The organism is Francisella halioticida (assembly GCF_002211785.1).
Lineage (GTDB): Bacteria > Pseudomonadota > Gammaproteobacteria > Francisellales > Francisellaceae > Francisella > Francisella halioticida.
This window is the reverse complement of sequence record NZ_CP022132.1, coordinates 257,891-280,470: the sequence shown is the minus strand read 5'-3', so window position 1 is coordinate 280,470 and position 22,580 is coordinate 257,891. Positions and strand designations below refer to the sequence as shown.

The window sequence follows — 22,580 nt, the reverse complement described above, 5'->3', positions numbered from 1 at the left end:
AAATAAATATCTTTTCTACCTATACTTCACAGCGAACCCATCACTGTAGCGCATATCAAAATATTCTACTGAATGATAATCTTTTACTTTTTGATATGATTTAAAAAATAATTCTAGTCTTAGACGTAACTTTTTTGAACCAAGAATGACTTTCATATCATTTGCAAACAGTAAACTAAACTGATTACCACTATAGTAGATCTTTATTATCTCTGTACCATTTTGTTTAGCAATACTGTTTAGTTCTTGATAAGTCTCGTAAATATAGTCCTTATTATCATTATCACTACTTTCTATATAAGGTAGCTTCCCATCATAACTGAAAACTTGTGGTGTAATGATATTCATATTATCTAATAAAATTTTATTGTTATTCCAATAAGCAACGGGTTTGTGATCATATAAATATATAACAAGTGTAGATGGCCATACTTTTTTTACTAAAGTGTAATCAACCCCTTTAAATGAGCGAAGGTATTTCTCTATAACCTCTGTATTAACATTGAACCACTCTTTGCTACCAAGCTTATCAACTTTATTTATTAAATCTTGCTTTGATATATAGACTAAACCATCATTAGAAACAACATCAACTTTTGAGATTACCTTATCAGTTTTACTAACAATATATACAACAATACTAAGCAATATAAGTAATATAAGTAATATAAAACCTAATATCAAAGGTTTGCGTGTAGCACTAATCATCTTGCCTGTTCTATTATTAGCTTAACAAAATCATCAAAATCAATACCTTCTACTGCTGCAGATTTTGGTGAAAGGCTATTTGATGTCATTCCTGGAGAGGAGTTTATTTCCATAATATAAAACTCTCCTTGATCATAAATAAAATCAACTCTAGCATGTCCTTTACAGTCGAGCAAGTCATATGCTTTTTTAGCTAGTTGGCGTACTTCTATCTCCTTTTCCTCACATAATCCACTTGGACAGTGGTAGATAGACTCGCCACAGTACTTCGATTCATAATCATAAAATTCATTTTTAGGCTCAATCCAAACTGATGAATAAACATTATTACCAACTATTGCCACGGTAATTTCTTTACCTGAGATCCATTCTTCGACCATTACTTCACCATATTTAGAAGCTTCATCATAAGCAGTTTGTAACTGATCTACTGATTTTACTTTGGATATTGCTATACTTGAACCTCCGCAAATTGGTTTAACAGCAACAGGAAAACTTAAATCTTTTGCTTCTATTAACTTATTCGAAAGAGTTCTCGCTTTTGGTGTAGAAATACCATAACTTTCAAATATTCTCTTACTGAGCATTTTATCCATAGCTATGACACAAGCTTTCATATCACTGCTAGTATTCTTAATATTTAGAATTTCAAGTACTGCAGAAACCCTACCATTCTCACCATCTTCACCATGTAAGGCAATAAAGCATTTAGCGGGATTTAATTCCAAAAGTTTTGATACCAACTCTTTTGAGCTGACATCTAGACCAACAACATCATAGTCTTGACGCACCAATGAGTCTAAGACAGCTTTTCCAGAATTCAAAGATACCTCTCTTTCAGGAGACTCCCCACCATATAAAACAACTATTTTTTCTTTGCTCATAAATTCACTTTCTTCTTTCTTTGAAAAACTTTCTTAAAAGCTCCCCACATTGTTGACTCATCACACCATTAATTATTTGAAATTTATGGTTAAAACTTCTGCTTTGATGAAGCATTCGTATCGATGTAACACCAACACGAGTATCATCACAAGCATAAATCAATTCAGAAACTCTCGCCTGAACTAAAGCACCAAAGCACATTATACATGGCTCTAAAGTAACATACAATTTTGTATCGATTAATCTATAATTATTCAACCGTTTAGCAGCTTTTCTTAAAGAAAGTATCTCAGCATGAGCGGTTGGATCATTTAATGTTATAGTCTGGTTATATGATTGTGCTAAAATTTGATCATTCTGATCAACAACTACAGATCCAATAGGTACCTCTCCCGCATCATAGGCAAGAAGAGCTTGCTCATAAGCCTTTTGCATAAAAAAAACGTGTTTTTCAAAGTTATTTAACATAAAATATTTTATTTTTCTCTTGAAGAAAAGACATCTCTTAGATAATATTACACATTACAAAATTGTTTGCTAGCGCTTTTTAATAAAGCCGGTGGGTGCTTGCAGACCATGTATAACCAACCACACTGGAAATGGAAATAAATAAAATGTCAGAAAATTTCAAAGAACTATTTGAACAATCTCTAAAACAAACTGAGATGAGAATAGGTAAAATCATCGAAGCAACTGTTGTTAGTATAGATAAAGAATTTGCAATGATTGACGCTGGCCTTAAGTCAGAATCTTTCATCCCTGTAGTCTCTTTAAAAAATAACGATGGTGAACTAGAAGTAGCTGTTGGTGATAAAATCAACGTTGTTCTAGAAGCTTTAGATAATAGCTGCGGTGAAACTAGACTATCAAGAGACAAAGCTAAGAAAATTGAGCTTTGGGATAGAATCGAAAATGCTTTTGAGAACAATGAAACTGTTCTTGGTAAAATCACCAATCACGTACGTGGCGGTTACACTATGGATGTAGAAGGTCTTAGAGCTTTCTTACCTGGTTCATTAGTTGATACAAGACCTATCAAAGATGTAGCACACTTAGAAGACAAAGACATCGAATTAAAAGTTGTTAAGATAGATACTAAAAGAAATAACATCGTTGTTTCTAGAAAAGCTGTTATTGAAGAGAACAACTCTGGTGATAGAGATGCTATGCTAGAAAAAATCTCCGAAGGTACTGTTCTTAAAGGTATCGTTAAGAACATCACAGACTTCGGTGCATTTATTGATCTTGGCGGTGTTGATGGCCTACTACATATTACAGATATTTCTTGGAGTAGAATCAGCCACCCTACAGATGTACTATCTATAGGTCAAGAAATAGATGTTAAAATAATTAAGTTTGACAAAGACAAGCAAAGAATATCTCTAGGTATTAAGCAACTTGGTGAAGATCCTTGGCTAAATATTGCTAACGAACTTCCTGTAGGTGCTAAGCTAATGGGTACAGTAACTAACATCACAGACTATGGTTGTTTTGTTAAGCTTAAAGAAGGTATCGAAGGCCTAGTTCATACTTCAGAAATGGATTGGACTAACAAAAATGTTAACCCTCATAAAGCTGTATCAATTGGCCAAGAAGTTGAGGTTATTGTACTTGAACTAGATGCTGGTAAGCATAGAATATCTCTAGGTATCAAGCAATGTAGACCTAACCCTTGGAGCGAATTTGACAAGAACTACAAAACTGGCGATAAAGTTACTGGTAAAATCAGATCAATCACTGAATTTGGTGTATTTATTGGGCTTGAAGGTGGCATAGATGGTCTTGTACACATTTCAGATGTTGCTTGGGACAACCCAGCTAAAGCTATCAAAGAGCTTAAAAAAGGTGATGAAGTAGAAGCTGTATTAGTTTCTGTTAATACAGACCTTGAAAGAATAGCTCTTAGTATGAAGCAACTTTCTGAAGATCCATTCAAGAACTTCATCAACATCCATCCAAAAGGTTCTCTAGTGAAAGGTAAAGTAGCTAAAGTACAAGAAAATGGTGCTGTTGTTATGCTTGATGAAGACAATAATATTGATGGTTTCATTAGAATTGCTGAAGTATCTGTTGATCATACAAAAGATGTTCGTGATGAGCTAAGTGAAGATCAAGAAGTAGAAGTTAGAATAATCAATATTGATGCTAAGAAGAGAAGCATAGCTCTTTCTATCAAAGCTGTTGATGAAGATAACACTTCTGCTGACAAATCTAACTACAAAGTAGAACAAATGACTCCAACTACTCTTGGTGACCTTATTAAAGAACAACTAAGCAAGAAGTAAGTCTAAATACTTTAATACTAAATCTACTCAACCTATAAGTTATTTTAGCTTATAGGTTTTTTTATTTCTAAAATAAATTAAAATTAAACTCACCAAAATATTTTACTACTAAGAATATGCTTACAGATAATATACAAATTATTAATGCCGAGCTAAAAAATAATAAAGTTGTTAGCATACCAACTGACACAGTATATGGTCTTAGCTGCATACTATCTAAAAATGCTATCAATAGAGTTATAAATCTAAAAAAAAGAGACTCTAGTAAAGGGTTTATTATAATATCTCACAATTATAAACACCTATTAAAATATGTTGATACATCAAAACTAACTAAAGAACAAATTGAAAAAATATCCACAAAACAAGATACTCCAACCACATGGATTATTCCTAGTAGAGGCAGCATTCAATGGCTAACGGGAGGTAAACCCACTATTGCTATACGCCTAGTCGATACAGCAATAGTAAAAGAAATATGTTCAAATCTTGATGATGCCATTATATCAACAAGTGCAAATATCTCTAACTATGGCTTTATTAATAGTGCTGCAAATATAAGTAAAACATTTCCTAACATTTATGTCTTAAAAACTCATGCAAAAACATCGCAACCATCTAAAATTATTGATATAATTACGAATCAAAGAGTAAGATAATTACTAATAATTTATAGTTTGATAAATTACTTAAAATGTAATAGCATTACTTTGTTAATCTATTTGAGTTAGAAGTTAAAGGAAAAAAATGAAAAAGATAAGCCACAAAGAAATCCAAGATAAGTTGTGGAACAACGAAGATGAAAACAACTTGTCTAATGAACAATATAATGCTCTTTTAATTGAACAATACAGAATTTACGTTGAGCTAACTGATAGAACTGGTTATAGAAGAATTGTTATTAATCTATTTTTTTTGGTTTTCAACCTTATATTAGTTGGTATCGTTGCTTTAGCTATTAGCAATAATATCAATGTCGAGAACCCTCCATCTTCAATATTAATTACTATTCCTTACTTTGCTGGTTTGGTTTTCTGCTATGCATGGTGGAAAATTATTAGATTTTTCAGACATCATATACAAATTAAAAGTAGTATTGTCCCTTCTTTAGAAAGACGCCTACCTTCAAGAGTATGGTTAACAGAAGAGCATATCGCTGAAGAGAAAGGCTCATTTAAACCTATTAGGGTTTTAGAAATATATATGCCTTTTATTTTTATGGGTATATATTCTGCTTTATTCTTATTCATTCAAATAACTTGGCTGAATCACTAATCTATCTAATAATGCCATCTTCAATAGTTAAAAATTTGACTCATTAAACGATCTCAGGCAGTTATTGATGCTCTGATTTAAATCAATCAAATATACTCCTAACAATGTTAGAAACCTAAACTTTCAATAAATGGACATATACTACCTAAGTCACATAAGTAACACTTGATTATTTATATGACTAAAATAAGAGTCTTTTTATATTTATAATGTCCCCAGAAAAAGCTACTGATTTTAGAAAGATTTTTATTCCTAGATGTTAAACTTAACTAGATAAATTAGGAAATAGATAAATGAGTAAAAAAAGAGTAACGTATACAGCTGATTTTAAAGCTAAAGTAATTATAGAATTGCTAGAAGGCGATATGACAGTTAATGAGATAGCAAGTAAGTATGATTTACTTCCTAAAAACGTGCACAATTGGAAGCAGCAATTTTTATCTAATGCTTGCTTAGCATTTGATAAAAGCTCTGTTGTTAAGGAGTATAAGCAGGAAATAGATGAGCTTAGAAAAGATAAAGATGCAACAAGTAAAAAACTAGTCGAGGTAATAGTAGAGAGGGATTTTTTAATGGGAAAGCTAAAAAGCTTGGTATCATCAAATGATAGAGTAAACTCTGTAGATACTAAGCTAGAATTATCTTTAAATAATCAGCTTAAACTATTATCTGTATCTAAGAGTGTGTACTATTATACACCAATATCAAAATTTAGTAGTAATGATGATATTAAACTATTAAATGCAATAGATTTGATACATACTAAACATCCATATTATGGTACGAGAAGGCTAGTAAAGTTGCTAAATAGATTAGGATTTCTAGTTGGAAGGAAGCTAATCAAAAGTGCTATGGAATTCATGGGTATTAAGGCATTGTATCCTAAAAAAAAGACAACTGTCATTAATAAGCAACACAAGAAATATCCATACTTACTTAATGTATTTAAAAATGAGACGAATCAGGTTGTTATAGATAAAGCTAATAAGGTATGGAGTGCTGATATCACGTATATTAGACTAGAATGTGGGTATGCATATTTAGCAGCCATAATAGATTGGCATAGCAAGAAAATACTAGCTTGGAAGATTTCTAATACTATGGATACACATCTAACAACTAGTGTGTTAAAAGAAGCGTTATTTAAATATGGTAAACCTGATATCTTTAACTCTGATCAAGGAACTCAATATACAGCAAAAGAGCATATTAAAATATTATCTGATAATAAAATAAATATATCTATGGATGCTAAAGGAAGATCTATAGATAATATTGCAATTGAGAGATTTTGGAGAACACTGAAATATGAAAATGTTTATCCGGCATCATATATAACTATGAAAGAGGCTAAAGTAGGTATCAAAGAATATATTGATATTTACAACAATGAAAGACTACATTCTAGTATTGGATATATGACTCCTGATGAAGTATATTCTAGTATTTTAGATGCTGCATAAAAGCAAGGAATAAAAATATTTTATAAAGTGGTATTGAATAACAGGGACAGTTTAGTATATCTAACTAAATATAATGATTTAATTATAACAATGGCGGTATTTATTTTACACAATATCTTTTTATATATCCGTAAGGTTATTAGAACTAATTTAAGTCTCTAGCTGTTGTTTAGAAATGTATTTATCATTTTTTTGCCAGACGTCATTTAACCAGTCTTGAAAACTTTTTTTATCTTTCTCACTATTAAAATAGTCTCCTAACGGAACTTCTGAAATTGGTATAAAATCTACTTTTACCTTTATTTTCTTTGTCTTTCTAACCATAAAATCCCATAAGGTTTGCTCAGGATTATCATAAACAATGGTGGTATTAAGTATCCCAACTATCCTTTCTGATAAACTTTTTAGTATCACCGCTATACCACCAGCTTTAGAGTTAAGCAAATTCTTATAATTACTTTTCTTTGCTTTCTCAAGTGTAAACCTAGTTCCCTCTACAAAATTAATTATCGCTGTAGGTCTTAAAGACAGATTTTTACAATAATCAAAAGTTTTGTTTAGATCTTCTCCTTTTTTCTCAGGATTAGATGCTAAATACTCCTTTGAGTACCTTTTCATTGCTGGAAACTCCAAAGCCCATGCAATCAACCCTAATATAGGAATAAAGAACACCTGAAATTTCATAAAAAATTTAGGAAATGCTATTTTTTTATGAAAAGCTAACATCAGTATAAAAGTATCAAGCCAACTTTTATGATTACATATAATCAAATAAGAGCTATTTCTATCTAAGCTAGCACTTTGTTCAAGCTTAATCTCTGTTGGAGAAAAAATTTTTGTAATTAGAATAGCATAACTAACCCATATACTTACAAAATATTCAACTGCTGAAGTACAGAAATATCTTATACTTTTTACAGGTATAATTAGCTTAACTAATGAAAAGAAGAAAACAGGCAAAAATGCAACTACAGCACTCGATAATAAACAAGTAACCGAGAATAAAGCATAGTAAGTATACTTTAGAATTTTAATCATAATATTTTAATAACTTATTCTTTAGTATATATAGTACCACTTATAAGCACTCTTTTAAAAGATCTTAAATAAATATATCTATTAATAATTTTTTATTAATATTTTTTAAGTTGAGAAGTAACTCTAATTTACTATTTTGATCAACTCTAATTGTTATAGCTCTATTTGCATACGTATCAAAAATTTTTAATTTATCCTTATTTAATCTCTGTAATTCATCTAACCTATCTGAAATATAAATAATATAATCAAGACTATTATTAATAAACTTTGAATACAGCTTTGTCGATGTAACTATAATAGTTGGCGAAACTACTTTATTGTACAAATTAAAAATTCTTTCTTGAGATTTTACAGTTGCATTATCAAATAATAAAAATTCCCTATCTAAATACTTTATATCAACTAAACAAGCAGTTTTATTTGATATAAATTTAATGCGCAAATTACTAAGCGATAAATTATTTTTATAATTGCATTTGATTGCTTCTAATTTATCAATACTTATGTTTGAAATAGTTTTTTCTACAGGAACAATTTGTTTAATACTCTCTCAAGGTAACCAACTGCGTTGGTAACTTAAATCTTAACCAAACTAGGGTTTTTTGATACAATATAAATCAACTTCGTTTGATTTATATTTGACCAATTAGAACACCAACTAAAATCCAAGAGCTACTGCAGTATAAAAATGCTTGGTGGGATTATTATCAAACATATAAAGATATCATCAGAACTGAGGTAGTTGAGACAATAGTTAAGATGCTTAGCTGTGGCATCCGTGCCAGAGGTTTTCATCACTACAGCTGCTCTAACCCCAAATGCTTACACTCCAAGAATGTCACTCATAGTTGCTCATGTAGATATTGTCAAACATGTGGAGTTAAACCAACCAACGATTGGATTAATGAGCAATTAGAAACTTTGCCTAATTGTGACTGGCAACATATAACTCTAACAATGCCTGATACTTTATGGCCATTATTCAAAGATTGGAAACTTCTTAACAAACTTCCAAAGATAGCTGGCGATATTTTCAATGAAATTGCCAAGAAACAAAAAGGTATTCGTATTGGGATGTTTATGGCTATCCATACTTTTGGTAGAGCTCTTAATTGGAATACTCATCTACACATGTCAGTAACTATGGGCGGTATTAATGATAAAAATGTTTGGAAGAAAATTAGGTTTGTAAAAAAGGTGATTATGCCTATGTGGCGATATAGAGTTTTAAACTTACTCAGAGAGCATCTTACACAAACTGAAATTGACGAACAGTTTAATAAACAGTGGGTTATACATTTTGCAGAGCCTACAAATAATCCAAAAAACACAATAGCATATCTTGGTAGATATATCCGAAGACCACCTATATCAATGTCTCGCTTAAAGCATTATGATGGTAAAGAAGTTACATTTAGATATTTAGATCACAAAATATCTAAATTCAAAAATGAAACTCTAGATATGAATGATTTCTTAGATAGATTTACTCAGCATATACCTCCCAAAGGATTTAGACTCATCAGATACTTCGGCTTTCTCGCAAACTGTGTTAGAGGTAAATTGTTGCCGAAGATATATCAGATATTTAAGCAAGATCCTAAAGCTACCACTAAAACCAAATGGGCTGAGCTGTACAAAAAATCTTTTACTGTTGATCCTTTAGAATGCATATTGTGTGGTTCGCAACTACTACTCACAGGTACTGTAATTGGATTGAGCTCAAAAGATTTTATGAATCACCATGAACATCTGGCAAAAAGAAAACGAATTATTTAGCACTACAGGGATTAATTCGTCTGGAATATGGAATTGGTTAAGAATAACTTTATTTTAGTATCAAATAACTATGATAAGTGTATTTTTGTGAGCATATGAGTTTTGTCATTTTTTGATTATCTGAAATTTGGATTTTTCAGCATTTTTTACGCAATATCGAAATCGCTATTCATCAATATCGAAATCGCTATTCATCAAGAAATATTACCTTAACTATATTGATGATATCACTCGCCTCTTTTAGAAGAAAAGTTATCTTTTATAAAAAAGAGATATTTTTACTAAAAGATGCTTATAGTTTTAGCCATATAGAAATTAAAAACTATAAGAGTTAATAATGAAAAAGCTGAGCAATTACACTTTGTAAGAATATCTGTATACAAAATAATACTATTAGAACTATAATTGGTGAAAAATCAAAGCCTGACCTTGGCTTTATAATATTTCTAGCTTTCGCCAATAATGGCTCTGTAATTTGAAATATTATAATAAATATAGGATTTAACCCACCTTGTATAAACCAACTAGCTATAGCTCTTATGACTATCAAATAAACATACATGTTTATGATAGCAAAGATGATATCTACAAAAGGTTTCATGAATATAAACATCAAGTTAAAGCCTAAACCATTCAGTAACCCTAGAAGTAAGTCCTGAATTACAAAAACTATATACACAGCAACAATACACGACCAATCTAAACTTAAGAAGCCTGGCACAATCTTCCTAAATGGAAGAATAATTGCATTAGTAATACGCATAATCATTTGACAAACAGGGTTATAAAAATCTGCTTTTACCCACTGCAAGAAAAATCTAAACAATAATATAAAAGCATACAATCCAAAGACTATACTAACCAAAAAATCAGCAACATTAATTAAACCGTTAAACATTGTTTTACCTATTTATTATTTCTTATATATTCTATACCCGCCACTACTGCCTCTACTTGGGCTAAGATACATTCTTGAGGATTAGTTTTTGGACTATCTGGATATACTTCTGTAGTAGTTGTATACTTAGCATCAGATAAAGACATACAAAGCTTTTCCTTATCTGAATCGCAAACCATAATTCCATCTTTTATAGTGTCATCACCTAAGATATTTATATCTGGATCTGTCGGTGCTAAATGAGTAACTTTAGCCACCGCATCAATTATATATTTTTGAAACTTATAGTGAGGTCTATTATCATTAGCAACTAAGTAAAAACCATCTGGGATACCCCATTTATCTATAAATATACCTTCACGTGCTGCTAATGCTGGTCTAAACTCACTATCATCAGTATCTGTAGTTTCATGTAGATCTATATGCATTATAAAATTTTGATTTAAAGAATATATATATTTCATTGCAGCAACAGACTCTTGGCAACCACTCTCCAAATAAAAAGATCTATTTGTATCTACAGCACTAGGGTTCCAACGATTTATCGTTTCATAACCCCAAGGACTTATACAAGGTAATATAACTATGTTAAAATCTTTGATAAATTCTAAAGCTCTTGTTTGAGCGAAACTAATGGCTCCCTGAACACCGCTTGTCTCATATCCATGAACTCCACCTGTAACTAATATAGATGGCTTAGAAGAATCCCAGTTTTTAGTTTTAATCGCATATAATTTATAACTACCAACGGAGTACTCTAACTCATGATATATCTCAATATCAAAGTTTGTAGCCAAAGCTAATATTTTCTGCTCAGCCTCTTCACTATAAAACCTTTTCTTATTTTGTTGACTAAGCCATTGTTGTTTCTCATGTAACCCCCATTTTTTACCAGGTGTTCCAATATGATAATTTTCAGACATATTTTAAGTTTTGTTAATACAACGTTAGCTAACCATTATATATATTTTTAAACTAAAAGTCAGCGGATGAAATAGTTTTAAATCTTAGGGAATTTTAGTGGCTGGGCTAGCAGGATTCGAACCTGCGCATGACGGGATCAAAACCCGTTGCCTTACCGCTTGGCGATAGCCCAACTAAAAGAACTAACCTCAAAAGTTAGTAGGCATATTCTAATGTCTTGACTACCCATTTGTCAAGAGATTTATCAATTTTTCTTGCAAGTTGTTGTAGTTTATCCTCATCTTGAGAAAGTAAGTAAAAACAGGATCCTGTTCCAGTCATTCTAAAATTAGAATCTAAATTTTTAAGATATTGACTAAATTCAGGATATTTTGTAAAAAAGACACTTTCAAAATCATTATGCATAAGCTTTTTATCAAAACCTAAATCTTTCGACAAGTAGTTTACTGTTTTAACTAGATTATCACTCTCAAAAAATTCTTTTGTACTTATATGAATATTTGGCTTAACTAATAACACATATTGCTCTTCAAAATTCTTATGATATAACTTATCACCTATTCCTTCTGCCCATGCTGATTTACCATATAAAAATATTGCTACATCAGCACCAAGTTTAGTAGCCAATGGCATCATATCCTGATTAGATAACTCTGGCATATAAAAATCTCTCATAGCCATAAGAGTTGTTGCAGCATTGGAACTTCCTCCTCCAAGACCTGCTCCCATAGGTATTTTTTTTGACAACTCAACATCAACACCTACATCAGCAACATTAAAAGCTCTCTGAAATTCCCTTATAGCTTTATATATTAAGTTATCAGTTTTTGATGAAATAGCTATATTACTTGAGATATTAATTTGTGAAGAATTATTAAAACCAAATTTCAAATCATCTTTTAAGTCTAAAAATGTAAACCATGTCTGTAGATTATGGTAACCATCATCTCGCTTATTTAATATATGTAAAAAAAGATTAATCTTTGCAAAACTCTTATATGCTTTATATTTTAGATCTGCCATGATTTTATAACTATTTTTATTATTAAATTATTTCTAGACATTCTTATTCTTGATGGCAAAGGGTATTTAAAATCAACAAGCTTATAATTCTTATAAGATATATCCCAATTATTTTGCTCCAAGGTTTTTATAAGGTTATTTTGATTTAGCTTAGACTTATATTTAATATTAGGAATAGCTACTGCTTTTACCCAGTATTTTAAACCATTTACAGGCACATACCAGCCTAATTGCTCTATCATCAGCGATTTAGCATTTTTTGCCTCAATTTTCTGACCTTTACTATTCTCTAATGTTACTTTATCAGAATCACCTTTTATCTGAATACTACCTATACCTAAAGGGCCATATAGCTTAATACTGAACTTATCACCATCTTGAGAATATATATAGTTCGCAGTCTCTGCTTTATCATTATAAATGATACCTAAAACACCTTTTATCTTCCAACTATCCAATTTAAGAAGCTGTGGTTTAATTTTAGCTTGCTCAAAATTTCTTTGTGAAGATATTGGAGCCATTTTTGCTTCCATAGAGGTACAAGAAGCAATTACACAAGCAAATAAAAAAACTAATAGAAGTTTAGATGTTTGCTTTATACCTATTTTTAACTTTAACATAATGTTTAGCATTCTCTTCTATAATTTCTCTTTCTTTATCATTTATTGGTCTAATTTTTTTTACTGGTGATCCTAAATACATATGTCCAGATTCAAGAATTTTTCCTGGGGGTACTAAACTACCAGCCCCCAAAAAAACCCAAGGTTCAATAATTGCCCCATCTAAAATTATAGACCCCATACCTATTAGGCAATTATTTTTGATTTCACAGCCATGCAATATAGCACCATGACCAACTGTAACATCATCTCCAATAGTTAAAGCAAAACCTTTACCTGTATCTTTAGGATATTCTGTAGTATGCAAGGTACTGCAATCTTGAATATTAGTGCCTTGTCCAATAGTTATTGTTAGTAGATCTCCCCTAACACTAACTTGAGGCCAAATAGATGCATCATCTTTAAGAATAACATCACCTATTACAGCTGCTGATTCATCGATATATACAGATTCAGCAATATCTGGACTCTTACCATTAAAGCTTCTTATACATCTAGACATAATTTATCCTTATTTTTTTTATTAATGTTATCTCTTAAAGATATCAGACTAAAGTTTTCAAGTTTAACTCTCTTATTTTTACTAAAAGGTTGTGCGTATCCATAACTATCAATTATAAACAACGGTATAGCACCCGAATTATCCATAAAAAAGTTATCCAAAGTATAGTTTGGTGTAATATTTGTACTTCTTATACTTGCTCCTTGATTTAGCCTATCTATTAAAATATTAAAGTCAACGCTTTCATCAAAAAGTAACGTTGCAAGATTTGTCTCTATGGCTCCAATACCCTTATAACTTTCTTTCTGAGATGTCCTTAGAACATAAGTATTCTTAGATCCAAATTCATGCTTATATTTAATAGCTGATACTGCATTTATATATTCACTAGTTGACAAGCCTAACATCGAACCAATACCAACTAAACTTATACTCCAATCAGCATGGATAGAAACTGGGCTTCCGTAATATGTATTTAAGCCAAGTTGACGACACTTTTGAACATTTGCCCAAGATGAGTCTGTAATAATAACCTCAATATCATTTTTAACAAAAATTTCTGCTAGCTCACGAGCAAATCTATTACCTCCGGTAATTAAAAAGCCTTTACCCTCTGGCTCCGTAACACCTAATATCTTTGATATAGATGGCGCGAAAATACTTTGAAAAACAACCGTAAACACAATTATCATAAACACAAAAAATACTAAAATATTTGCTTGAGAAGTAAATTCTGGATGTGATTTTATAATTTTAACGGCAACTAATGCAGCAACAGAAGCTGCAACAATACCTCGTGGATAAATCATACCCATAATAACCTTCTCTGCTAAAGTTATTTTTGAGCCTATTGAACATAAAAAAACTACTGCAGGTCGCAAGATAAATTGTAAAAATAGAAATATTTCAATTAAGGCTATCCAGTAATCTTTAAATAAACTAAAATCGATATCTGCGCCTAACACTATAAAAACAATTGAGATAATTACAATACTAAGGTTTTCCTTAAATGAAATAATATCTGACATCCGAATATCTTTCATATTTGCCATAACAAGACCAGCAACTGTAACCATTAACAATCCTGATCCATGCATTAGAGCATCTGTAATTATAAAACCAACAACAATAACAGCTAATACAAAAAAGCTTTTAAGATATTCTGGAATATAGTGATTTCTAAAACTTAAACCAATTAAATATCCAAAAATAAATCCAATAGTAATACCTAAAATGCAAACAAATATTATATAAGCAATGAATATACTGACCCCATTTTGTTCACCAACAAAAGAGCTTTCTAAAACAAACCAAGAAAGCATAAATACAACAACAAGAGCTCCAATAGGATCAACCAATATAGACTCCCATTTTAGAATATTTGCAACATGTCTTTTGGGTCGTACTGTTTGCATTAATGGTGGTACAACAGTTGGCCCACTAACACAAGTTATCCCTCCTATTAGCATCGATAAACGAAGATTTAAGCCAATAACATAATGACAAAAAATTGCAGTAAATATTACAGTTAAAGCTAATCCAATCGTTGTAAGTAATATAACAACAACACTTACATTCTTAATTTTACTAAAATTTAAGGATAATCCACCTTCAAAAAGAATTATGGCAACACATATTGATATAAAGGGCGACAGTGCTTCACCAAATATAATATTACCATCAACTAGTTTAACCCCTCCATCCAAAAACTGTGCAGAAATTGGTCCTAATATAATACCACTTAAGATTAAAAATAATATCGATGGTAGCTTTAATCGCCAAGATAAAAACTGCGAGACAATTGCTGAGAATAATATCAATCCAGAGGCTAATAGAATATAGTTTGAAGAATGTAAAAATTGTTCCATACTATTACTCAAAATTAATGCCTCGAAAAATGTTTTTTAACATGAAATTAAAATATTATCTTATATTTATTTTTTTATCAATCTACAGCCAAAATACTAATAGGTCTATATCCAGCTTAACATCTTAAATATATACAGATAAATCTAAAGTCAATGTATTCATATATTGATTATTATACAAACGCTGATAAGAGTACTCAGGGCCCAGTAATACATTATTATCAAAATATGCTCTCTGTGCTGAAATAATCCATTGTTTTTTTATCCCTGAACTAGAAAGTCCAAAACCTGGATCTGCTATTGATAAGGGCATGGGAATATTTCCAGCATTGTATGATTGACCATAACTAAAGTTGACGTTTGCACTTCTACCATACAACTTAATCCCATAAGCTAAGCTAATATACCAGGCTCCTACATTAACATTAGTCCCATCCTCATTAAAATCTTCTTTATTTATTGTCGTAGCCCAGCCACTTTGAATTTGTAAAGTACCTTTTAGTACGGAATATGCTAATGTTCCATCAATATTTATTACCCCAAGATTATCATTACTCTTTTCAACACTATCAAGAAAATCTCTCATACTGTTATCTCCAGCCCCTGCAATATTAAATATATACCCAAAATTAAAACCGTATGATAAGTACGTAGTTAATTTATTAGCATAAAATACAGCCGCAGAGAAGTCAGGATGATTTTTTCGTGTGCCAAAAACCGCTATATTAGCATTTATAATATTAGTTTTATAGTTAAATGATACATCTGACACTGAATCCGGAGCTAAGAAATCAGCAGTGATCCCATTACTCCAAGGACCTCCTCCTCCATATGTTCCAAAAGATAACCTTCTATGATGTCCAATGGTCACAAAGAAAGGAGAAACATCTAAATTCCCTAAAATAACAAAATCATTTCTAAGCCCAAAATCATTATTATCATCAGTAACAAAATCAAATACTGCAGTTACATACCTCCCTACATTAGCTAGAAAATATAAGTCTAACGTTGTCAGATGGATATTTTGTCCAGTCGATGGAAAGTCAGGCATTCCTCCTATCCTACTTAATTTGGCTACCAAACCATGTTTGAGCATCAGCCTCAAGATATCCCCCGAAAAACATAGAATATTCACCAAACTTATCTTTTTGTCCAATTATTGTTGAGGAGAATAGGTTCCTTGATATCTGTCCAATAGGTATAGTATTATTTCCAGAATACAATCCTAAATATGTTATCTGCCCTTGTGTTGTAACAGCTGGTTCTCCACCAACATCAATAGAGCCATTAGAAAAAAAGGCTCCTTCTTTTTTTTGTGGCTCATGTAAATCTTTATCTAGATAATCATTACTACTAACTTTTGTTACTATATATTTAGTTTCATAATCAACAGATACGGGCTTTAGAATTGGAGTTGGAGTACTAAGAATCTTTGAGCTATAAGTAGCAAAGTCTGATTTTGAGGTAATATTCTCTGCTGTACTTTGAGACTTCTTAACCTGATTTATTTGTTGCTTTAATGAAAAAATCTCTTGTTGTAAAACTAATATATTATTAATATTAGATTCTCCTTTATGAACTTGCTTATTAGTAGAGTCTCCAACTGTAAATAAAGAACAAAATAATAGGAAATTTATCAAAATTTTTAAGATAAATCTCATGGCGCTGTTGCAACAGAACCTAGATATTAATAGATGAGACCCTATCTTCCATAATTCTTTTTTTAAGGCAGCTAGTTTTCATATTTTGTTTAAATGTGAAAGTTACATTATTCATACTCATAATACGTTGAGTAGCTGTTGCATATGTAAAAGATAAAACCAACATTACTGAAATTATTAATATACTTTTCATTACATATATCTCCCTATTAATTTATTATAAATATTTCTATTAGAACTATTTCTTCTCCATCAGTATTGATAAGATCTATATATAGAAGAACAGTTTTTCTTATTTTTATATACTACCCCAATAAATTAAACAATATTTTCAATTGAGTTTTCACCAATATATAAATTTCTAGGTAGTACAATAGGCTTCATCGAATTTTATTCCCTTTTAAAAAAACTTTAAGAGTCAGTTATATCATAATAATAAATAATACTATCGTTCAAAAATTAACAAATATAATTAAAATTTAATATAAGAATAAAGCAATTTAAGATAAGTAATTATACTTAGCCTAGGACATCAAACAAAAAAATTTTATAGATCCATTAACTTCTCTATTTTCTAATTTAGCAAAGAGAAAGATCCTAAAAAGGACATTACTATATAGTCATTATTTATAGCAACTTGTATGCCTACCATTCCATTACTGCCTAACACTGTAATACTCTTTACATTTTTAGTAATATTTCCAGATACATACACTTCTACTTTATCAATAACATTTTTCAATATTTGCACTACTTTAGCCACACGATATGCTAAATCTATCAGTTCAGTACACCTCTGGGCTGACAGTATTTCTCTTTGAAGTAGATCAAATAATTAATTTTCTACTCATAATATTTGTTCACTTTATATAAATCTACCACTCTACTCCATTCAAAGTACTTACCAGGATCTGTCTTTCTACCAGGAGCTATATTTTCATGTCCAGAAATATTCTTAAATGTTGGATATGCTTTTTTAAAATCAGTTAATAAAATATTTAACTGCTTATATTGTTTATCCGTATAAAAATCTTTATCAGACCCTTGCATTTCTATGCCAATAGAAAAATCATTACAATTTTGTCTTCCTTGAAAATTACTCAATCCTGCATGCCATGCTCTATTATCTACAGATACAAACTGAATAATTTCACCATTTCTTTTAATATAAAAATGAGCTGAAACTTTTACTCCTTTTAAATCATGAAAACTCTTATGAATCTTACAATCTAAGCTATTAGTAAACAGCTTCTCAACATTATAGTTATCATATTTACCTTCTGGTAAACTTACACAATGAATCACTACTAAACTAACATCAACATTATCAGGTCTCTGATTAAAATTTTCACTTACTATATGGTTTGCTTTTCTATACCAACCTTGTTTGAACATTTTTGTTTTCAAAAGTAGTTATGATAATATTATACTGTATCAACTAACTTAATGGTTTTAAATAATTTAATTATGAAGTGTTATACTACCCCAATAAATTAAACAATATTTTCAATTATTTAGTTCCCATCTAAGCCGCCCGTTTTTCCAATAAGTTATCGTAATAAAATTCCATAGGTTTTTTATAATTGATAGACTCATGAAATCTTCTATTATTATAAAAATCTATATAATCATCCACATCGTTTCTTAGTTCAACAATGCCAGGATATTGATTTAAATAAAATCTCTCACATTTAGCACTTCTCCAAAATCTTTCGATGCAAATGTTATCAGTTGCTCTACCTTTACCATCCATAGATATAGTAATTTTTTTATCCAATAATGTTTGGATATGAATGTTAGATGTGTACTGGCTACCTTGATCAGTGTTAAATATTTCTGGTACTCCATATTTATACAGAGCTTCATTTAAAACTTTCATAACTAAACTACTATCCATAGTGTTGGATATCTCCCAACTTAGTACAGCCTTAGAGTACCAATCAATAATAGCTGCCATATAAACTGTGCCAGCATCAGTCTTAATATATGTAATATCTGTAGACCAAACTTGATTAGGTCTCAATATGCTTAAACCTTTTAGTTTGTAACTATAAATAGCATGCTCTTTGTTAGGTTCAGATAAGTTTAAGTTTGGTTTTTTCACCGCCAATATAGCTTTGATGCCTAACTCTTTACGATACTTTTGTACTGTGTTCTCACAGATGCTAAACCCATCTTCTATTAATTGCTTATGAGCTTTTATATAGCCGTAGCAGGGAATCTCCTCATGTATCTGTATAAGCTTTGCTTTTACTTCTTCTTTATGTTCGTTAACCACAGGCTTGTAATATAAACCAGCTCTAGAAACTTCTAATAAGAAACTTTGTTTTACAACAGATAATTTATGCTTAGGATCAATCATCGCTTTTCTATCAGATAATCCCAAGCTTACGAGCTTTCCCTCAAGAAATTCCTTCTCAATTGTTAGTTGTCCAACCTTCTTAGAATACTGATCTATCTTGGTTTGAAGCTTTGCATTGTCTTTTTTATATTGTGATACTGATTTGGATGGATCCATTGCCAACTCAGCATTTTCTAAAAAGGCTGTTTTTCAATTATTTATGTTTTTGGGCGTAATATTATATTTTACTGATAACTGTGTGATTGTTTGATCTTTCCCCAATACTTCCAAGACAACTTTAGTCTTAAATTCAACGGTATATATTTTTCTCTTATTACTCATTTACATTTATCCTAAATTGCTCATTTATAGTTTAGCTACTTTAGGATCAAAATTGTTGTTAAAATTTCATGGGGTATTATAATCTTATGACCAAAGTCAACAACCTGAACTCCGTTTAAAGGAAGCTTATTTAAATATGGTAAACCTGATATCTTTAACTCTGATCAAGGAACTCAATATACAGCAAAAGAGCATATTAAAATATTATCTGATAATAAAATAAATATATCTATGGATGCTAAAGGAAGATCTATAGATAATATTGCAATTGAGAGATTTTGGAGAACACTGAAATATGAAAATGTTTATCCGGCATCATATATAACTATGAAAGAGGCTAAAGTAGGTATCAAAGAATATATTGATATTTACAACAATGAAAGACTACATTCTAGTATTGGATATATGACTCCTGATGAAGTATATTCTGGTATTTTAGATGCTGCATAAAAGCAAGGAATAAAAATATTTTATAAAGTGGTATTGAATAACAGGGACAGTTTAATGGAATGTATTCATAGAGTTTACTCAGAACATAATAATACATTATTGTTAAGCAGGCTTAACTCTGTTAGAAATTTATCTTTTCAAGATCATAGTGATAATAAGCTCAAAAAATATGGTGAGTCTTTTAAATTAAATGATGAATCAACATGGACTACAGCTCCATCTGATTCTGAACAATGTGAAATAGTTACCACACGAGGAAAAGTATATACTGTAAAATTGACTCGTTGGAATAATTTAATTATTCATGGAAAAAGGAACATGCCAATGCATGAGAATTGTTTTGATATTGTTAAAGTTCAAGTTTTTAAAGACAATGGAGATCCAGTATACTACAAAAATATGTGGTTGATGTTAGCTGGCAAAGATAGAGGAAAGCTGACTAGTTTTGAAATATTTTCTAGATATTCAAGTAGATTTAATATTGAGCATTTCTTTAGGTTTTCTAAGCAACATTTACTTTTAGGTAAATATGAAACTCCAGATACTCCAACACTAGATATTTGGAATCAAGTTAGTGTACTTGCCTACATAAATTCACTTGCATGTGCAAGTTTATTGGATACGGATTTATTACATCCTTGGCAAAAACAAATGCGTAAAAACAATAGTATTTCCACGCCTTATCAAGTGCAAAGGAATCTATCAACCATATTACAAGAGATTGGTTCACCAGCAAAGCATTGTGTATATAAATCTCATGGATATGGACGAGCTCCAGGTACTGTTTTAAATAAAAGAGCTTCTTATCAGCCTTATAAAAAATCAGAAAATAGTGAGTATGGTAAAAAACAAAAAATACCAGACTCTAAGATAGTTTTGAAAAAGTCTAAAAATGAAATAATTGGTGTTCTAGAACTAACAAATCATCAAACTAATTTGTTAAATTCCTATATAAATTAGGCAGATTTTAGAAAATTATATAGTATTTGAGATTCCGCTGATAGGTGGAAGAGATTACTACACATCAAAAGTCCTATATAAAGCACTACCAAAAAAAAAAGATGTGTGGTATCATTCATCCGTAATTTAAAAGGTTTCAAACTATCCGCATAACGCGGATTCAATTTAAAAAGAGATAAAAGGTTTTAAATGAATAATAAGAAAGAGGTCTATAAAATAGATCAAGTAATAGAAAAAGAAGGTAGTATTGTCTGGAAAAGTGTTTTTGGATTGCTAGTTATACCTTTGTTTGCTGCGATAGTGATACCATGGTATGGTATGACGTACGGCTTTGTAACATCAGATTATGTTTGTCTAGCTATATTTTATGCTTTTACTGGTATTAGTATTACGATGGGTTACCATAGACTTTGGTCACATAAAACATATAAAGCTAATAAGTTTGTAAGTTATTTCTTACTAGTTTTTGGTACAGCTGCGCTACAAAATAGTGTAATTCAATGGTCTTCAGATCATAGAAAACACCATAAAGATGTTGATGATCCTGTAAAAGATCCATATGCTGCTACAAGAGGCTTTTGGTTTTCTCATTTTGGATGGTTACTTAAACATAGTAGTCCTGACGTGCAAGAAATCCGTGGTGTAAATGATCTTTTGAAAGACAAAGCGATAGTATTCCAACACAAACACTATACTATTTTAGCAATATTATCATGTTTCGGTTTACCAGCTTTATTTGGCGTGTTTACTGGTCATATAATAGGTTGTTTACTTTTAGGTGGTTTCTTAAGAGTGGTGCTCGTACATCATGCTACTTTCTGTATTAACTCTTTAGCTCATACTATTGGTAAGAGACCTTATTCAAGAAAAAATACAGCTAGAGATAGTTGGATTACTGCAATTGTGACAGGTGGGGAAGGTTATCATAACTATCATCATGCTTTTGCTGGTGACTATAGAAATGGTATTAGATGGTTTGATTTAGATCCTTCTAAATGGTTGATTGCTGGCTGTGCTAAGATTGGTTGGTGTTATGATCTTAAAACGACGCCTAAGCATTTGGTAGAGATTGCAAAAGCTAAAGTTAAGTTAGACGAAGCTTTAACTAAAAGAAATAAAACTTTCCATCTTGGTATAGAAGAAAAATATACTAAGCTAGTTGCTAATGTTAAGAATATGTATAATGCCAAGCAAGAATATCTTAAAGCTAAGAAAGAGAATGTACTATCTAAAGCAGATATTAAAGCTATTAAATCAAAATATAAAGATTTAAAAATAGAGTTTGTTGAGGCTAAGAAAAATTATAAAGCAATCACTCTGGCCTAATTAAAATATCTTATTTAGTTCTTCTGTTTTTCTGAGCTATTGCTCTAAGGTCTATATATCAATAGCCTTAAATATCTCTCCTTCTTTAATAATTAATAGGTATGCTATTTGGTTTGTTAAAACAACTTTCTAACAGATTTGATCTAACGGGAATAATATCTGCATAAAAAATTTCTTTAATTTTACCTATTTTATTTTCCATATTTAATAATTCAGCATTTACTGATGT

At 30.6% G+C, this 22,580-nt stretch carries 26 protein-coding genes and 1 tRNA gene; 8 read left to right on the top strand and 19 right to left on the bottom strand.

All coding sequences use genetic code 11. The annotated features are described in order from the left end of the window. Window positions 1-15: 15 nt before the first annotated feature. From CDV26_RS01550 to tadA, 3 genes are read right to left on the bottom strand one after another with little or no spacing between them, the layout of a single operon-like run. On the bottom strand, window positions 16-708 hold the full coding sequence (locus CDV26_RS01550) for a cell division protein FtsQ/DivIB (protein WP_088771797.1): 693 nt from the start codon (window positions 706-708) through the stop codon (window positions 16-18). After that, a complete protein-coding gene (locus CDV26_RS01545; protein ID WP_088771796.1) occupies window positions 705-1,592 on the bottom strand; it encodes a D-alanine--D-alanine ligase in 888 nt (295 codons plus the stop codon). Before CDV26_RS01545 ends, CDV26_RS01550 begins: the two co-directional genes overlap by 4 nt. A gap of 4 nt (window positions 1,593-1,596) precedes the next feature. After that, window positions 1,597-2,061, bottom strand: coding sequence for a tRNA adenosine(34) deaminase TadA (tadA, locus tag CDV26_RS01540; RefSeq protein WP_088771795.1), 465 nt, complete (start codon window positions 2,059-2,061; stop codon window positions 1,597-1,599). A gap of 146 nt (window positions 2,062-2,207) precedes the next feature. On the opposite strand from tadA, the gene rpsA reads away from it, so the two are divergent. The 4 genes from rpsA to CDV26_RS01520 all read left to right on the top strand — a co-directional run bounded on the left by rpsA (window position 2,208) and on the right by CDV26_RS01520 (window position 6,616). Next, on the top strand, window positions 2,208-3,878 hold the full coding sequence (gene rpsA, locus CDV26_RS01535) for a 30S ribosomal protein S1 (protein ID WP_088771794.1): 1,671 nt from the start codon (window positions 2,208-2,210) through the stop codon (window positions 3,876-3,878). A gap of 116 nt (window positions 3,879-3,994) precedes the next feature. Further along, entirely contained in the window at window positions 3,995-4,537 is a 543-nt protein-coding gene (locus CDV26_RS01530) for a Sua5/YciO/YrdC/YwlC family protein (protein WP_088771793.1), read from the top strand. An 88-nt stretch (window positions 4,538-4,625) separates the two neighbouring features. Further along, window positions 4,626-5,153, top strand: coding sequence for an intracellular proliferation membrane protein RipA (locus CDV26_RS01525; RefSeq protein WP_088771792.1), 528 nt, complete (start codon window positions 4,626-4,628; stop codon window positions 5,151-5,153). Between the two features lie 293 nt (window positions 5,154-5,446). Further along, on the top strand, window positions 5,447-6,616 hold the full coding sequence (locus tag CDV26_RS01520; RefSeq protein ID WP_088771791.1) for an IS3 family transposase: 1,170 nt from the start codon (window positions 5,447-5,449) through the stop codon (window positions 6,614-6,616). Between the two features lie 150 nt (window positions 6,617-6,766). Here CDV26_RS01520 and CDV26_RS01515 read toward each other — a convergent pair whose 3' ends face one another. Then, complete coding sequence (locus CDV26_RS01515; protein WP_088771790.1) at window positions 6,767-7,654, bottom strand: acyltransferase; 888 nt, start codon at window positions 7,652-7,654, stop codon at window positions 6,767-6,769. 64 nt (window positions 7,655-7,718) lie between these two features. Next, window positions 7,719-8,099 (bottom strand): hypothetical protein, encoded by a 381-nt coding sequence (locus tag CDV26_RS01510; RefSeq protein WP_088771789.1) that lies wholly within the window; start codon window positions 8,097-8,099, stop codon window positions 7,719-7,721. Window positions 8,100-8,302: 203 nt separating this feature from the next. On the opposite strand from CDV26_RS01510, the gene CDV26_RS01505 reads away from it, so the two are divergent. Beyond that, entirely contained in the window at window positions 8,303-9,436 is a 1,134-nt protein-coding gene (locus tag CDV26_RS01505; RefSeq protein ID WP_157671630.1) for an IS91 family transposase, read from the top strand. A 331-nt stretch (window positions 9,437-9,767) separates the two neighbouring features. Here the strand turns inward: CDV26_RS01505 and CDV26_RS01500 are convergent, their stop codons facing one another. From CDV26_RS01500 to CDV26_RS13455, 14 genes are all read right to left on the bottom strand, one after another. After that, window positions 9,768-10,334: a YggT family protein gene (locus CDV26_RS01500; RefSeq protein WP_088771788.1), complete on the bottom strand. Its 567-nt coding sequence runs from the start codon at window positions 10,332-10,334 to the stop codon at window positions 9,768-9,770. A gap of 8 nt (window positions 10,335-10,342) precedes the next feature. Beyond that, window positions 10,343-11,257 carry a M14 family metallopeptidase gene (locus CDV26_RS01495; RefSeq protein ID WP_088771787.1) on the bottom strand — a complete coding sequence of 305 codons (915 nt, stop codon included), beginning with the start codon at window positions 11,255-11,257 and terminating at the stop codon, window positions 10,343-10,345. A gap of 98 nt (window positions 11,258-11,355) precedes the next feature. Then, window positions 11,356-11,430 (bottom strand) — tRNA-Gln (locus CDV26_RS01490). Between the two features lie 23 nt (window positions 11,431-11,453). After that, complete coding sequence (gene ispE, locus CDV26_RS01485; protein WP_088771786.1) at window positions 11,454-12,281, bottom strand: 4-(cytidine 5'-diphospho)-2-C-methyl-D-erythritol kinase; 828 nt, start codon at window positions 12,279-12,281, stop codon at window positions 11,454-11,456. Then, window positions 12,269-12,901: a lipoprotein insertase outer membrane protein LolB gene (gene lolB / locus CDV26_RS01480; protein WP_245806476.1), complete on the bottom strand. Its 633-nt coding sequence runs from the start codon at window positions 12,899-12,901 to the stop codon at window positions 12,269-12,271. Before lolB ends, ispE begins: the two co-directional genes overlap by 13 nt. Beyond that, entirely contained in the window at window positions 12,864-13,403 is a 540-nt protein-coding gene (locus CDV26_RS01475) for a gamma carbonic anhydrase family protein (protein ID WP_088771784.1), read from the bottom strand. The genes lolB and CDV26_RS01475 overlap by 38 nt, the downstream gene beginning before the upstream one ends. Next, window positions 13,388-15,283: a cation:proton antiporter gene (locus tag CDV26_RS01470; protein ID WP_088771783.1), complete on the bottom strand. Its 1,896-nt coding sequence runs from the start codon at window positions 15,281-15,283 to the stop codon at window positions 13,388-13,390. Before CDV26_RS01470 ends, CDV26_RS01475 begins: the two co-directional genes overlap by 16 nt. 112 nt (window positions 15,284-15,395) lie before the next feature. Beyond that, a complete protein-coding gene (locus tag CDV26_RS13465) occupies window positions 15,396-16,367 on the bottom strand; it encodes a DUF3573 domain-containing protein (protein ID WP_255321848.1) in 972 nt (323 codons plus the stop codon). After that, on the bottom strand, window positions 16,333-16,911 hold the full coding sequence (locus tag CDV26_RS13460) for a DUF3573 domain-containing protein (RefSeq protein ID WP_276328724.1): 579 nt from the start codon (window positions 16,909-16,911) through the stop codon (window positions 16,333-16,335). The genes CDV26_RS13465 and CDV26_RS13460 overlap by 35 nt, the downstream gene beginning before the upstream one ends. A 40-nt stretch (window positions 16,912-16,951) precedes the next feature. Further along, the gene (locus tag CDV26_RS11820) at window positions 16,952-17,125 is read right to left on the bottom strand and encodes a hypothetical protein (RefSeq protein WP_157671338.1); all 174 of its coding nucleotides are present in this window, start codon (window positions 17,123-17,125) and stop codon (window positions 16,952-16,954) included. A gap of 381 nt (window positions 17,126-17,506) precedes the next feature. Further along, entirely contained in the window at window positions 17,507-17,695 is a 189-nt protein-coding gene (locus CDV26_RS01460; RefSeq protein ID WP_088771782.1) for a hypothetical protein, read from the bottom strand. Between the two features lie 80 nt (window positions 17,696-17,775). Further along, the gene (gene ampD, locus CDV26_RS01455; protein WP_088771781.1) at window positions 17,776-18,327 is read right to left on the bottom strand and encodes a 1,6-anhydro-N-acetylmuramyl-L-alanine amidase AmpD; all 552 of its coding nucleotides are present in this window, start codon (window positions 18,325-18,327) and stop codon (window positions 17,776-17,778) included. Window positions 18,328-18,457: 130 nt separating this feature from the next. Next, window positions 18,458-19,450 carry an IS3 family transposase gene (locus tag CDV26_RS01450; RefSeq protein WP_088771586.1) on the bottom strand — a complete coding sequence of 331 codons (993 nt, stop codon included), beginning with the start codon at window positions 19,448-19,450 and terminating at the stop codon, window positions 18,458-18,460. 33 nt (window positions 19,451-19,483) lie between these two features. Next, the gene (locus tag CDV26_RS13455) at window positions 19,484-19,615 is read right to left on the bottom strand and encodes a transposase (protein ID WP_169709695.1); all 132 of its coding nucleotides are present in this window, start codon (window positions 19,613-19,615) and stop codon (window positions 19,484-19,486) included. Window positions 19,616-19,846: 231 nt separating this feature from the next. On the opposite strand from CDV26_RS13455, the gene CDV26_RS01445 reads away from it, so the two are divergent. The 3 genes from CDV26_RS01445 (at window position 19,847) to CDV26_RS01435 (ending at window position 22,351) form a co-directional block, all read left to right on the top strand. Next, the gene (locus CDV26_RS01445) at window positions 19,847-20,065 is read left to right on the top strand and encodes an integrase core domain-containing protein (protein WP_157671336.1); all 219 of its coding nucleotides are present in this window, start codon (window positions 19,847-19,849) and stop codon (window positions 20,063-20,065) included. A 54-nt stretch (window positions 20,066-20,119) separates the two neighbouring features. Beyond that, entirely contained in the window at window positions 20,120-21,025 is a 906-nt protein-coding gene (locus tag CDV26_RS01440; protein ID WP_088771779.1) for a hypothetical protein, read from the top strand. 189 nt (window positions 21,026-21,214) lie between these two features. Beyond that, complete coding sequence (locus CDV26_RS01435) at window positions 21,215-22,351, top strand: acyl-CoA desaturase (protein WP_088771778.1); 1,137 nt, start codon at window positions 21,215-21,217, stop codon at window positions 22,349-22,351. Window positions 22,352-22,580: the final 229 nt, after the last annotated feature.

What these genes read in the sequence shown, in the direction of transcription:
- CDV26_RS01435 (WP_088771778.1), top strand. Translation starts at nt 21,215, where the DNA reads ATGAATAATAAGAAAGAGGTCTATAAAATAGATCAAGTAATAGAAAAA.
- CDV26_RS01475 (WP_088771784.1), bottom strand. Translation starts at nt 13,403, where the DNA reads ATGTCTAGATGTATAAGAAGCTTTAATGGTAAGAGTCCAGATATTGCT.
- CDV26_RS01445 (WP_157671336.1), top strand. Translation starts at nt 19,847, where the DNA reads ATGGATGCTAAAGGAAGATCTATAGATAATATTGCAATTGAGAGATTT.
- CDV26_RS01450 (WP_088771586.1), bottom strand. Translation starts at nt 19,450, where the DNA reads ATGGATCCATCCAAATCAGTATCACAATATAAAAAAGACAATGCAAAG.
- CDV26_RS01495 (WP_088771787.1), bottom strand. Translation starts at nt 11,257, where the DNA reads ATGTCTGAAAATTATCATATTGGAACACCTGGTAAAAAATGGGGGTTA.
- CDV26_RS01500 (WP_088771788.1), bottom strand. Translation starts at nt 10,334, where the DNA reads ATGTTTAACGGTTTAATTAATGTTGCTGATTTTTTGGTTAGTATAGTC.
- ampD (WP_088771781.1), bottom strand. Translation starts at nt 18,327, where the DNA reads ATGTTCAAACAAGGTTGGTATAGAAAAGCAAACCATATAGTAAGTGAA.
- CDV26_RS01515 (WP_088771790.1), bottom strand. Translation starts at nt 7,654, where the DNA reads ATGATTAAAATTCTAAAGTATACTTACTATGCTTTATTCTCGGTTACT.
- rpsA (WP_088771794.1), top strand. Translation starts at nt 2,208, where the DNA reads ATGTCAGAAAATTTCAAAGAACTATTTGAACAATCTCTAAAACAAACT.
- CDV26_RS11820 (WP_157671338.1), bottom strand. Translation starts at nt 17,125, where the DNA reads ATGAAAAGTATATTAATAATTTCAGTAATGTTGGTTTTATCTTTTACA.
- ispE (WP_088771786.1), bottom strand. Translation starts at nt 12,281, where the DNA reads ATGGCAGATCTAAAATATAAAGCATATAAGAGTTTTGCAAAGATTAAT.
- lolB (WP_245806476.1), bottom strand. Translation starts at nt 12,901, where the DNA reads ATGTTAAAGTTAAAAATAGGTATAAAGCAAACATCTAAACTTCTATTA.
- CDV26_RS13455 (WP_169709695.1), bottom strand. Translation starts at nt 19,615, where the DNA reads ATGAGTAATAAGAGAAAAATATATACCGTTGAATTTAAGACTAAAGTT.
- CDV26_RS01440 (WP_088771779.1), top strand. Translation starts at nt 20,120, where the DNA reads ATGGAATGTATTCATAGAGTTTACTCAGAACATAATAATACATTATTG.
- CDV26_RS01550 (WP_088771797.1), bottom strand. Translation starts at nt 708, where the DNA reads ATGATTAGTGCTACACGCAAACCTTTGATATTAGGTTTTATATTACTT.
- CDV26_RS01545 (WP_088771796.1), bottom strand. Translation starts at nt 1,592, where the DNA reads ATGAGCAAAGAAAAAATAGTTGTTTTATATGGTGGGGAGTCTCCTGAA.
- CDV26_RS01530 (WP_088771793.1), top strand. Translation starts at nt 3,995, where the DNA reads ATGCTTACAGATAATATACAAATTATTAATGCCGAGCTAAAAAATAAT.
- CDV26_RS13465 (WP_255321848.1), bottom strand. Translation starts at nt 16,367, where the DNA reads ATGCTCAAACATGGTTTGGTAGCCAAATTAAGTAGGATAGGAGGAATG.
- tadA (WP_088771795.1), bottom strand. Translation starts at nt 2,061, where the DNA reads ATGTTAAATAACTTTGAAAAACACGTTTTTTTTATGCAAAAGGCTTAT.
- CDV26_RS01520 (WP_088771791.1), top strand. Translation starts at nt 5,447, where the DNA reads ATGAGTAAAAAAAGAGTAACGTATACAGCTGATTTTAAAGCTAAAGTA.
- CDV26_RS01525 (WP_088771792.1), top strand. Translation starts at nt 4,626, where the DNA reads ATGAAAAAGATAAGCCACAAAGAAATCCAAGATAAGTTGTGGAACAAC.